Here is a 13,354-nt window from a genome sequence, read left to right as displayed (position 1 = left end):
GCCATCAGCGTGCGCTTCAGGAGCAAACCGGACATTTCTAATGAGCCCAAACCGGACATTACTAAAAAGCCCTGACAATTAAAAGATTGATAATGTTAATTATGTCAACTATATGATATATGAATCACTAAAACTGCGGCATTGTTCAAGGCTTGACATCGACGGACACCCTCTCGCCCAAGCCCCGCACGACCACTTAGGTTAGAAACGAGTCCCGCCGATCTCGCCGAACCAGAAACAGCCGTTCAGTTCCAGCCTTCGAGCCGCAGCGTGGCGCGTACGAGCCGTTGCTCTTCCTGCTCGATCTCGCTCAGGCTCTCGCGCACGCCCTTCACATGCTGGATCGCCGCGCGCCGCGCCTGCTCCGGCAGCCCTCCGGTGACGGCGTTGTACAGCCTCGCGTGTTGCCGGTCGATCTCGCGCTTTTGCCGCTCGCGATGGTAGAGATTGTTCACCGATGCGAACACCGCGCTCAACATCAATTCGTTCAACATGCCGAGCGTGTGCACGAGCATCGGATTGTGCGACGCCTCGCAAATCGCCAGATGAAACGCGTGATCGAGCCGCGCGTGCGTCGAGGCGTCGGTTTCCCGCGCGCCGGCCGCGAGCATGTCTTCGTAGCGCCGCGTGATGAGGATGCGATCCGCGGGCGTCGCGCGCAATGCGGCTAGCCGCGCCGATTCCGCTTCGAGCATCTCGCGCACCTCGAGCAGATCGTAGAGCGTGCGCGGCTGGGTCGTGAGCAGTTGCATCATGGGCGTCTGGACGGGTTCAGCGGTGAGTTTCGCGACGAACGAACCCTTGCCTTGCGCGGTTTCGATCAAACCGCGCGCCCGCAGAATCTTCAGCCCCTCGCGCAACGCGGTGCGCGACACGCCGAGTTTTTCGGTAAGCCGCCGTTCCGACGGCAACGTCTGCCCTTGCTTGAGCACGCCATCGACGATCAGGCGTTCGATTCGCTCGACGACGACATCCGCGAGATTGCGTCCGCTTTCCATTGCGCTCACCGTTACTGGTATTACCAGTATTCGATGCTAACACGGCTTCTCAGCGGACATATGCTGCGCTGGACTTCAAGCCAAGTCGATATCTCAAAAACTGGTATTACCAGTGTGAAATCCGTCGACACGGCCAAGCTTGCACGAAAGAATGCTGCAAAACACGCTGTACGACGGAGACACGCATGACCTACGCCTACGACGAACGGATCGACGGGCCGCTCCCCACTCACGACAAAGCCGCCATCGTGCGCGACCTTCACGCGCTGATGCCCGGGCTCGAGTTGCTGCATGCAAAGGAAGATCTGCGGCCGTTCGAGTGCGACGGCTTGTCGGCGTATCGCATCACGCCGATGCTCGTCGCGCTGCCCGCTTCCATCGGCGAAGTTCAGGCGCTTCTGCGCTACGCCCATGCACGCGGCGTGCCCGTAGTGGCGCGCGGCGCGGGCACCGGTTTGTCGGGCGGCGCGCTGCCGCTCGAAAAGGGCATTCTGCTCGTGATGTCGCGCTTCAACCGCATCGTCGAGATCGATCCCGAAGCCTGCACCGCGCGCGTGCAGCCCGGCGTGCGCAATCTCGCGATTTCGCAGGCCGCCGCGCCGCACGGTCTCTATTACGCGCCCGACCCGTCGTCGCAGATCGCGTGTTCCATCGGCGGCAATGTCGCGGAGAATGCGGGCGGCGTGCATTGCCTGAAGTACGGCCTCACGGTCCACAACATCCTGCGTGTGGAAATCGTCACGATCGATGGCGAGCGCCTCACGCTCGGCTCCGAAGCGCTCGATTCACCCGGCTTCGATCTGCTCGCGCTCATCACCGGCTCGGAGGGCATGCTCGGCGTCGTGACCGAAGTCACCGTCAAGCTGCTGACCAAGCCCCAAAGCGCCAAGGTCCTGCTCGCGAGTTTCGACGATATCGAAAAGGCCGGCGATGCGGTTGCGCGCATCATCGGCGCGGGCGTGATTCCCGGCGGCCTCGAAATGATGGACAACCTCGCGATTCGCGCCGCCGAGGACTTCATCCACGCGGGCTATCCCGTCGATGCAGAAGCGCTCTTGCTTTGCGAAGTCGACGGCGCCGAATCCGATGTCGCCGAAGACTGCGAGCGCGTCGCGTGCCTGCTGCGCGATGCGGGCGCGACCGACATCCGCCTCGCCACGAACGAAGCCGAACGCCAGCGCTTCTGGGCCGGACGCAAGAACGCGTTTCCGGCCGTGGGCCGCATCTCGCCCGACTACTACTGCATGGACGGCACGATCCCGCGCCGCGAGTTGTCGCGCGTGCTGCGCGGCATCGCGGATTTATCGGCGGAATATGGCTTGCGTGTCGCGAACGTGTTTCACGCGGGCGACGGCAACATGCATCCGCTGATTCTCTTCGATGCCAACACGCCCGGCGAAACCGAACGCGCCGAAGCGATCGGCGCGCGCATCCTCGAACTATGCGTGGCAGTGGGCGGCAGCATCACGGGCGAGCACGGCGTCGGGCGCGAGAAGATCAATCAGATGTGCGCGCAGTTCAACAGCGACGAACTCACGTTCTTTCACGCGGTGAAGGCCGCATTCGATCCCGCTGGCTTGCTGAACCCCGGCAAAAACGTGCCCACATTGCATCGCTGTGCCGAGTTCGGCTCGATGCACGTTCATCACGGCGCCTTGCCGCATCCCGAACTGGAGCGCTTCTGATGCGACGCGATCTTCTTTCCATCGACGACAGCGAACGGCTCGTCGGTCAGGTGCGCGGCGCGATCCGCGACAAGCGCGCGCTGCGCATTCGTGGCGGCGACAGTAAGCGCGCTCTCGGACGCGCCGTGAACGGCGACGATATCGACACGCGCCCGCATCGCGGTGTCGTGGCGTATGACCCGAGCGAGCTAGTGATTACCGCGCGCGCGGGCACGCCGCTCGCGGATATCGTCGCGATTCTCGACGATGCGAACCAGATGCTGCCGGCCGAGCCGCCGACATTCGGCGGTACGGCAACGGTCGGCGGCACAGTCGCGAGCGGCCTGTCCGGTCCGCGCCGTCCGTGGGCCGGGTCGCTACGCGATTTCGTGCTGGGCTGCCGCGTGATCACGGGCGAAGGGCTGCACTTGCGCTTCGGCGGACAAGTGATGAAGAACGTCGCAGGCTACGACGTTTCGCGTTTGATGGCCGGCAGTTTCGGCTGTCTCGGGCTCATCACGGAAGTGTCGCTGAAGGTGCTGCCGAAGCCGCGCGCGTCGGCGTGTCAAAGTATCCCGATACAGCCGGACGAAGCCATGCGCGAGCTTTCGGCGTGGCGCAAGGCCGCGCTGCCGGTGAGCGGCGCGTGTCATGTCAACGGTCGATTACATGTCCGGCTCGAAGGCGGCGAAGGTTCGGTCCGCGCGGCGCTGGACCGGATTGGCGGTGAGACATCGGAGACATCGTTCTGGGAAGCGCTGCGCGAACATCGTCTCGCCTTTTTCGATGATGCCAATGATTCTCGCGCGCTTTGGCGCCTGTCGCTGCCAAACGACACAGCGCTCGTCACGTTGCCTGGAGATACGCTTCTCGATTGGGGCGGCGCCCAACGCTGGCTCAGAAGCGATGCGAGCGAGGTGGAGATACGCGGCATCGCGAATGCGCACGGCGGCCATGCAACGTGCTTTACGCCGGGCGACGGCGTCGAGCCGTTTCATCCGCTGGCTGCGCCGCTCGTGCGCTATCACCGGCAGTTGAAGCAGCGGCTCGACCCGCACGCCGTCTTCAATCCCGGGCGCATGTACGCCGACTTCTGAGGCCATCGACGATGCAAACCAATCTCAGCGACGAAGCCCGCGCGTTGACCCGTGCGGAAGAAGCCGAAACCATCCTGCGCACGTGCGTGCATTGCGGCTTCTGTAACGCCACGTGCCCGACATATCAACTGCTCGGCAATGAACTCGACGGACCACGCGGCCGCATCTATCTGATCAAGCAGATGATGGAAGGTCAGCCGGTCAGCGACAAAACGCAATTGCATCTGGATCGGTGTCTGACTTGCCGCAACTGCGAGACGACGTGTCCTTCAGGCGTCAAATATCACGCGTTGCTCGATATCGGCCGAGGCATGTTGAACGAGCGCGTCGAACGTCCGCTCGCGGAACGCGCATTGCGCGCCGCGCTGCGGCATGTCGTGCCGCGCCCTCGCACATTCGGTGCGCTGCTCAAGGCGGGGCAGATTGTTCGCCCGACGCTGCCGAAAGCAATCGGAAACAAGATTCCGCAGAATATTGCCGACGCAGGCGAGCGCCCGCCGGCACGTCATCCGCGGCGCATGTTGATTCTCGAAGGCTGCGCGCAGCAGTCGCTCTCGCCGAACACGAATGCGGCTGCCGCGCGCGTGCTCGACCGGCTCGGCATCAGCATCGAAAACGCGCGGGAGGCGGGCTGCTGCGGCGCGACGGACTATCACCTCGACGCGCAACAAGCAGGACTCGATCGCGCGCGCCGCAACATCGACGCATGGTGGCCGAAGGTGCGGGCGGGCGCGGAAGCGATCGTGCAAACCGCAAGCGGCTGTGGTGCATTCGTGAAGGAATACGGAGAACTGTTGCGCGATGATCCGGCTTACGCGGAGCGCGCACGCCACATCAGCTCGATCGCGAGGGATCTGGTGGAGGTGCTCACGCCGGAACCCGTCGAGCGTCTCCGGATCGCGGCGAATAAGCGCATTGCGTTTCATTGTCCTTGCACGCTTCAGCATGCGCAGAGACTCGGCGGTGCCGTGGAAGCTTTATTGAGCCGGCTCGGCTTCGACCTCGCGAATGTGCCGGACGCGCATCTGTGCTGCGGGTCGTCGGGAACTTACTCGATCACGCAGCCAGCGCTTGCACGCCAGTTGCGCGACAACAAGCTCGACGCACTGGAGAGCGACAAGCCTGACGTGATCGCGACTGCCAATATCGGCTGTCAGATGCACCTTGGTGGCGCAGGTCGCACATCGGTTCGTCACTGGATCGAGATCGTCGATTCGCTTGTTAAGGCCGATGTCGCGAGTGACGCCGAGGAATCGGGATCGTTCGATGCATGAAGACTTCACCCTATCCGCCCGCCCGGCCACGAGGAAAGGAAACCGCCCCGCGCATCCCTCATCCAAACGTCCGCGACGCTCGTATATCAATGAGACTCGACGCTGCAATCGCACTCCGTTCGTTGATTCCGTCGTGTCGTCAACTATCGGGAGAACAGAAATGAAAGTTTTTGCTTGCGCGATCCGTGTGGCCTGCTTCGTGATCTTCGGAATCGGAGCGCTTGGTGTGACGCCGGCTCGCGCCGGCGGCAACGGAAATGGGGGCAACGGGAGTGGAGGCGCACATGGCGCGGCCACGTCCGGGATGACTTATCACAGTGAGCCGGTATCGAGTCCCTGGAACCGTCCCTTTGGTGACGCATCGAAATCCGTCAGCCAGACCGATGCTGAAAGGACCACGGCCGCGCGCCGTGACGCGGATCAACCATCGAAGGTCGTCCAATGATCGCGCATGGATTGGCCGGACCCTGACGTGTCCCCGACCCGCGACACGAGGAAGAAACCGAACCGGTCGACTTTGCAGGTCGTTTCCATGTGCACGTAAAAGCGCCACGCAAGGCAGGTCCTAAGTGAAAGAATCCGTTTCAATCTGAATCCATTCCGCTTTTACGTCCGTACGCTCGAACGCGACGGAAATGAATCAAAGCACTAGATCGATGGCGATCTTTGGTTCGGCACGTCGATTGGCATCCTTATCGACGCAAGGAAATGGACTGATGAATCGAATCTCGGGTCGCTTACTTATCATCGGTCTTTGCGCCGTTGCACTTTCGACCGCCGTCTCGCCGCTATTGCTCAAACACAGTGCTCAGCGACGATCGGATGAGGCGTGGTCATCGCGCCAATACGGTACCGTAACGCCTGACGTGTCGCGCACGGAGCCGCAGCATGCGGCATCCACACCGCCTGACGACGAGAAAAGTGCGCGTCAGCAGGCTCTTATCGATGAACTGACAAGGACTGGAAGAGCAGCGGCGTCGCGACAATCAGAATCCGGGATCGATTCCGATTCCGCGTCTGAACCGCGTCGTTCGCAGGTGGATAAAAAAGACTCCGCTCGGTCGGCGCCGGTCACATCGCCCGCGAGGAAGAAACCGGCGGAGCGCACGCGGAAACAAAATGCACAGTCATCGCCAGTGGGCGAAACCAAGCAATCCGAGGCGCGAGTTGCGCCGGCCGCCGTTCAATCGGAGAGCGTGCAAACGGGTCCATCAAGTGCGCCGACGTCGCGCGACGAATCCGCAGCCGACTCGCAGGATCAGACGCCCCCTCGAGCCTCGGACACCGTGAACCTGCCGACGGAAAAAAACGCGCAAAGCAGTGGCGATGTCAAAGCAGAGACCTCAGTGCCTCCATCGACCAAATCCCGAAAAGATGTGCAAGACGAATTACGCAGGGCCAGGTCGAACGGGTCCCTTCCGCGTTTTGGCAATCCGGATCCATACGGACCCGGCGGCTCGCCAAGCACATCATCGAATGAGTAGAAGCTCACTCGACGAGCGCGTACTTCGCAGCATCCATCAGAACCTGTACTTGAGCCGGACCTGTCCGCCGTTTTCAACTTCGTGTGCGGCAACCACGCCGTCATACTCCAGACACACGTCGAGCCGCTTGGTCGTCAACACCTCCACTCCGGCCGAGAACTTGCCCGCGACGTGCGCATTGGCGAGCGTATTGGTGAAGCTGCCGAACCCCGGGGCAGCGGCGAAGGACGCCTCGGTCGTATAGGTATTGCCCGCGATGAAGCTCACCCCGGCGCCGACATAGGCGTCGACCGTCGCTGACCCGATCTGCGTGCGCGTCCCGATCCGCAGATTCGGTGTGCCGGTGGCGATGACGCTGCTCGCGCTTGCCACCTTCAGGTTGAGTGCGCCCGCACCGCTCTCCGTGTAGCCCGGGAGATTGATGTAGTTCAGATCGCCATCGATCGCCGGCTCCAGGTAGAAGCGGTCGAACGGGATCTGATAGGCCGCGCGCAGGTGCATTCCGACATTGAACGAATCGGGCGAGGCGGTCGCCACGGCCTGAGCGGTCGGGATCACCCGCGAACTGTTCAGCCAGCCGTAGCTGGCGTCCACCGCGCCGCTGAAAGTCCACGGCCCGATCTCGTGCTTGAGCGCGATGACGCCCAGAAGCGCATTGCCGTTGGCGCTCGTCAGGTTGTCGTTGCCGGTGAAGCGGTCGGTTTCGTAGCCAAGGGCGCCGCCGAGGAACCAGCCGGGCTGCAGCTCGATCTGACCACCGACCTTCATCGTCGTACCTTGCCAGCTGTAGCCCGGGAAGGAAGCGTCGGCGCTGCGGTCTTCCCACATGCCCGTGGCGCGGAACCACACGCAGGAGCCCTGCTTTCTCACGGTGGTGTCGTCGTCGGCGAACGCCGGGCAACTGAACACGGAGCGCGCGAATGCCTGGCTGGCCTGATAGCGCGCCGCAGCGATGCCGAGCAGTTCCTGGCCGGAGACGGCGGTCAGCGTCTGCGCATAGCCCGACGCGCTGCCGACGCTGCCGAAGGCGCCGAAGATGGGTGCAAAGGCGGGATCGGCGCTGTTCCACAGCCGGTCCAGATTGGCGGCGACGCTGCGCTGCGTGGCCGAAGCACCCTGGCTCGCACCCACGAAATCCGCATCCGTCTTGATGGCGACGGTGTTGCCCTGCATCAACGGCGTGAAGCGGTAGACGGGCGTCGAGGTGCCCGCGAGCGTCGCGGCCGGCTGAATGCCGCCGGCCGCCGTCAGCACGGTGCTCGTACTCTTCAGATAGCTCACCGGATCAACCTGCACCTTGCCGGCGAGCGCGGCTGTACCCGTGACGTCGAGCCGATCGGACCGCTTGTTGGCCGGATCGATCTGGACGTTCAGCGCGCCAGTCGGACTCTGCACGAGATTGCCGGTGAGCACCGTCTTGCCGGCCGAGTTGGCGCCGCCGACCTTGAGCGTGCCGGCATTGTTCACCGTGCCGCCTCCGACGTTCAGCTTGTTGGGCGTGTCGATCACGCCGCCGGCCAGATTGTTGACGACGCTCGTGCTGGCGCGCCCGACGTCGATGTCGCCGGTAATCGTGCCGGAGTTGTTGACCGTGGTGGTGACCCACCCGCCCCCGTATATCGTGGGGTACGCCAGGATCGCGTATTTGCCTAAGCTCTGGATGGTGCCCTGGTTGTTGACGACGTTGTTATTGCCCCCAAGCAGACGGATCGCAGCAGCGTCGCGATACTCCGGGTCTTGCCCCACTATCCTACCCGTCGGGAAATTGGGATCGTTAGTTCCGCCGATGACTTTCGAGCCAGGCGCCAGGTTGATCGCGATGTGCCCGGCTGTCTGGCCGTCGCTTTGCGCCACGATGCCGGCGGACCCGACGCCCGTCGCCATGACCGTGTCGTTATTCCTGACGTTGACGTAGACCGGGCCGCCCGCGCCCGCGCCACCCGCAGTGCCCTCGTTCAGCACATTCGGCAGGTTGGCTGCGTTGAAGTTGGAGACCACCAGACCGCCGCCGCCGCCGATCGATTGCGCGAAGATCGCCGGTGCGTAGCGGCCGGTCGTCACGACCTTCCCGCCGTTCGCCACGAGGACGCTGACGGTGCCGCCATTGCCGCTGTTGGCAAATACCGAGCCGTTCGTAGCGCCACCGTAGCCCTGCGGGGCGGACGGGTCGCCGGCAAAGCCCCCGCCGCCGCCGATCGATTGTGCGACGATCCCATACGCACCGTCGCCGGTGGTGGCGACCGTGTTATTGGTGGCCGCGACGAAAACGTTGCCGCCGTCGCCCTTCGCGCCACCGGCGCCGGAGTTCGCGTTCGCGATCTGTCCGCCCACCACGAACCCGCCGCCGCCGCCAATCGACTGCGCCACGATACCGTGCGCGTCGAGCCCGCTCGTCGACACGTTGCCTTCCGTGTTGACGGTGACATCGCCACCATTTCCCGAACTGCCCTTCTGACCGCCGAAGCTCAGTGTCACCCCGTAGACGTCCGCGAGCCGTCCCTGAGGATTCACGATGATTTTGGAGGGATCGAACGTCTCATCGCTGCTCGCGGTCGTCACGACGCCGCCGCCACCGCCGATGCTTTGCGCGAAGATGCCGACGCTGTGCTTGCCGAGCGTCGTGACCGAGCCGTCGTTGCTGACGCTCACGGTGCCGCCATTCCCGGCGCCTCCGCCATTGCCGCCCACGGCGATCGACAGGCTTTTCAGCGAACCGCTGACGGCCCCCGACATCGCGCCGTTGCCGCCACCGCCGCCTACGCTCTGCGCGTACACGCCAAACGCTTCCACCCCCTGCGTCGCGACTGCGCCGCCCGCATTCTGCACGACGCTCACCGCACCGCCCGAGCCGGCCGCGCCGCCGCTGCCGCCCACGGCGACCGCGGCCTGCACCTTCGAATCGTTGTTCGACTTGCCGACCGAACTCGCCGCGCCGCCGCTGCCCCCGCCGCCGCCGACGCTCTGCGCGAAGATGCCGTGGGATTGCGCGCCATAGGTGCCGATCGCGCCGGCGTTGCTGGTGTCCACCTCGCCGCCGTGGCCACCTGCGCCGCCGCTGCCGCCGACCGACACGCCAACGCTGATCTGCGACACGGCGCCCAGAACTTTCGATACCCCGTCCGGCTGCGTGAGGAGCTTTTCCAGATCGCCATACGTCGCCTTGATTTTTTCGCCGATCACGCCGACCTGCAGGATGTTGTTGCCCAGGTTCTGCACATCCTGGTTGAGGCCGAGGCCCTGACCCAGAATGCCAAAAAGCGTCTGGGCGTTGGAGATCGTGTCGAGGCCGCCACTGCCGCCCGCGGCCGCCGCGCCCTTGCCGCCTTTGCCCCCGCCGCCGCCGACGCTTTGCGCGAAGATGCCGGTCGACGCCGCGCCGCGAGTGACGATGTTGCCGTTGTTGATCGTCTTCACCGTGTTGCCGTCGCCGCCGGCGCCACCCTTGCCGCCAACACCCACGGCGATCGCATCCTTGCCGCCGCTGGCCGCAGCGGTACCGCCGCCGCCCGCGCCGCCACCGCCGCCCACGCTCTGGGCGAACACGGCATCGGCGCCGTCGCCGCGCGTCGCGATCGAACCGTCGTTGGTCAGGCCGACCGTGCCGCCCGTCCCGCCCGTTCCACCCGTGCCGCCCACCGCGATCGACGCGCTGAAGCTGGCTTTGGCGTTAACCGCCGTTGCCGATGCATCGCCCGCGCCACCATTGCCGCCGCCGCCGCCTATCGACTGGGCGAACACGCCGTGGGCGTCCTGGCCCAGGGTGGCGATCACCCCGGCGTTTTCCAGGTTGACGGCGCCGCCCGTGCCGCCGCTGCCGCCGCTGCCTCCGAGGGCCACGGAAACCGACAGGGACGACCCTTTGGCCGGCGATGCGGAGTACGACGCGGCGGTTGCGTCGCCGCCCGTACCGCCGCCGCCACCGACGGACTGCGCGAGGACGCCGGTCGCGCTGTCGCCCGCTGTGGTGATCAGGCCGGAATTATCGAGCGTGACATTGCCGCCGGTGTTGCCGGTCCCGCCGGCGCCGCCGATCGCGACGCTGACGCTGATCGCAGGAATGTTGGGGCTGCCCGATGCGGCAACCGCACGTGCCGTGGCGCTGCCGCCGGAGCCGCCGCCGCCGCCGATGCTTTGCAGCACGACACCTTCGGCGTCCGAACCATACGTGGCAACCTGCCCCGTGTTGGTCAGCGAAACTGCGCCCGCCGCGCCGCCTCCGCCGCCTTTTCCGCCGATCGCGACCGAGCTCGACAGAGGGCCGCCGACCGTGAACGCGGTCGCGTTGCCGCCATTGCCGCCACCGCCGCCGATCGACTGGGCCTTGATACCGGCCGCGTGGTCGCCCTGGGTCGTGACGAGTGCGCCGTTGTCGACGGTGACCTGGCCGCCCGAGCCGCCACCGTGGGCATCGCCGCCGATGACCATGGTGATCAGCCCCCCGCCGCTCGATGTCGCGCTGCCGGCGTTGCCGCCGGAGCCGCCGATGCTTTGCGCGAGTATCCCCGCGCCACCGCTCTGGTCGAGGCTGCCAAAGACGCTGTGCTGGCCCAGCGTGAGTTTCACCGCGCCGCCATTGCCGCCCTGGCCGCCGTTGCCGCCGATCTCGAAACCCGCACCAGCGGTGACGCCGCTGGCATCGCCGCCGCTTCCTCCGCCACCGCCGATGCTCTGGGCGATCAACGGAATGCTGCCTTCGCCTGACGTGTTGCCAGCCGTGACAAAGGCGTGGTCCGAGTTCACCGTGACCGCGCCGCCATCGCCGCCCGCGGCGCCGGCGCCGCCAAAGCCGTTCAGCACGAAGCTCACGCTGCCGCCATTGCCCCCGGCGCCGCCGATACTTTGCACCAGAGCGCCATGCGTATAGGGACCGTTCGTTTTGATTGCCGCCGTGTTCGTCGCGTCTCCAAGAGTCAGCGAGGCGCTCCCGCCAGCGCCTGCCTTACCGCCATTGCCGCCTTCGCCCACGATCGTGCTCTGGCCGCCGTCACCGCGACCGCCGGCGCCGCCATTGGCCTGCACCAGCACCGCCTCCCCCCCGATCAGCCCGGCAGCAGACTGCCCGGCCGGAACATTCGCCGTGTAATCGATGGACCCAAGGACGGTGGCGCTGGCGCTGCCGGCATTCCCGCCGTTGCCGCCCGCACCACCCTCATTGCGGAATGAGCCGTCGATGGCAGTCCCGCCGTCCCCGCCTGCTCCGCCATTTGCCTTGGCGGTCACGCCGCTGCCCGGCTGATATTGACTGTTCACCGGCTGCATCTGATCGGAGAAAACGATCTGGCCGCCGCTGCCGAGTTCCGCGCTGGCTGTGCCGCCGTTACCTCCGTTGCCGCCGGTCCCGCCAAAACTGCCACTGCCACCCAACGCGGCGCCCGCGCTGCCGCCTCGTCCGCCATCGGCGTCAGCCTGCATCGGAAAGATCTGGCCGACAGGGGTGCTGGCGATCAGACTGCCGTTCTGATACGTAAGTGTCGCGGTACCGCCGGCGCCGCCATCGCCGCCCTTGCCTCCATGACCTTCCACGACAAGATCAGCCGGAGTGGGCGAGTCGCCACCTTCCCCGCCTGCCCCGCCCAAGGCGGACGCTCGCAGGCCGACACCATAGAACTGAATATTGCCGGAGGAGGCGCTAAGCGCTGCCTGACCGCCCCGCCCCCCTGCGCCGCCGTTGCCGCCGTAGAGCGGCTCTATGCCCTGGGTATTGGACACGGCACCCGCTCCGCCGGTGCCGCCATTGGCTTCCGCGTCGAGTGCAACTTCCGGAAGGACGCCTTTCGCGTCGGGACCAACCGTGCCGCTAAACTGCACGGAGACCGCGCCGCCATGACCCGCCGCTCCGCCGTTTCCTGTGTGGGCGGAGCCATTGTCGTCGTAACCGCCCTGCCCGCCGGCACCACCGTCGCCACCGTTCACGGACCATCCTGCTCCCATCGTGGGGCTGATGGGGGTCGGCGCGAAGCCGCCTTTCACCGTCATTCCACTGTTGACGCTGTTAAAGGAACCACCCGACTGACCAGCGAAGCCATCCTGGCCCCTCCCGTTCCAGGAGCCGTCGTCAGCGCCTTTGCATCCCGCCTGCCCCGAGGCGTTCAGGTAATACTGGGGAAGCGGCGCTGCGCCGAATGACTGATTGGAAAAGTTGGTCTGCGCCGGCGCCGAAGGCATCGCGGGATTGGCGCTCCTGTTGCACTGGGCTCGCGCCGCGACCGGAACGAATAGCGAGGCAAGCGACGCGACCGCCAATGTCATCGCGACCGCAATCCGGCGCTTTTTACCGCAGCCATCTTCCACAAAAAGCGCCGACGTCACTGCCCGCGCAGATTCATAACGCGATGAATGCTTGAACATGTACACGATCTTTCCTTTTTGGTTCCGTCGTAATGACAGGTGCGAATGGTTGATGTCTCTTTAAACAACATCGAATTTGTCTGCGAGTCGCGCAAACACGGGTTTTCCTGCCGGCCCGGCTCGATCGACGCAATGAATGACATGAAGCCCGCATCTGCGCGTGATATGCGCAAATAGAGCCTTACCCAGCAATGGAATGACCTTCCAACGCTCGCCTGTCTGCCTCGACAAAATCTACTCAAATCGATAAATGCTTTTATCGTGAGATCACTTGCGCTTTATCCAAACTGGATAAATATGGATGAGAAAAAATCACGTCAAATCGCCTAATGCGCATTTGAAAAACACATCGATCACTTGCGCTTAAGGCTGCATAGTGTGCGCGATGAGTTAGATATTTATTAGTAGGAGGGAACAACGGGTACCGATCAAGTTCGCCATTGCAGAATGGGCGACTTTCTCTTTAACCGCAGCCGTTTCGTCTGGCGG

General features: G+C 64.6%; 5 protein-coding genes. 3 read left to right on the top strand and 2 right to left on the bottom strand.

The window, feature by feature from the left end:
- Positions 1-245: 245 nt before the first annotated feature.
- On the bottom strand, positions 246-998 hold the full coding sequence (gene glcC / locus AWB76_RS32495) for a transcriptional regulator GlcC (RefSeq protein ID WP_061164210.1): 753 nt from the start codon (positions 996-998) through the stop codon (positions 246-248).
- A gap of 185 nt (positions 999-1,183) precedes the next feature.
- Here glcC and glcD point away from each other — a divergent pair, with 185 nt between their 5' ends.
- The 3 genes from glcD to glcF are packed head-to-tail and all read left to right on the top strand — an operon-like array spanning position 1,184 to position 5,033.
- Complete coding sequence (gene glcD, locus AWB76_RS32490) at positions 1,184-2,683, top strand: glycolate oxidase subunit GlcD (RefSeq protein ID WP_061164209.1); 1,500 nt, start codon at positions 1,184-1,186, stop codon at positions 2,681-2,683.
- Positions 2,683-3,759: a glycolate oxidase subunit GlcE gene (glcE, locus tag AWB76_RS32485; RefSeq protein WP_061164208.1), complete on the top strand. Its 1,077-nt coding sequence runs from the start codon at positions 2,683-2,685 to the stop codon at positions 3,757-3,759. The genes glcD and glcE overlap by 1 nt, the downstream gene beginning before the upstream one ends.
- A gap of 11 nt (positions 3,760-3,770) precedes the next feature.
- Positions 3,771-5,033, top strand: coding sequence for a glycolate oxidase subunit GlcF (gene glcF, locus AWB76_RS32480; RefSeq protein WP_061164207.1), 1,263 nt, complete (start codon positions 3,771-3,773; stop codon positions 5,031-5,033).
- A 1,520-nt stretch (positions 5,034-6,553) separates the two neighbouring features.
- Here the strand turns inward: glcF and AWB76_RS32475 are convergent.
- Complete coding sequence (locus AWB76_RS32475) at positions 6,554-12,865, bottom strand: autotransporter outer membrane beta-barrel domain-containing protein (protein ID WP_279616467.1); 6,312 nt, start codon at positions 12,863-12,865, stop codon at positions 6,554-6,556.
- Positions 12,866-13,354: the final 489 nt, after the last annotated feature.

The organism is Caballeronia temeraria (assembly GCF_001544795.2).
GTDB classification, from domain to species: Bacteria; Pseudomonadota; Gammaproteobacteria; order Burkholderiales; family Burkholderiaceae; genus Caballeronia; species Caballeronia temeraria.
This window is presented reverse-complemented; position numbering and strand designations above follow the sequence as displayed.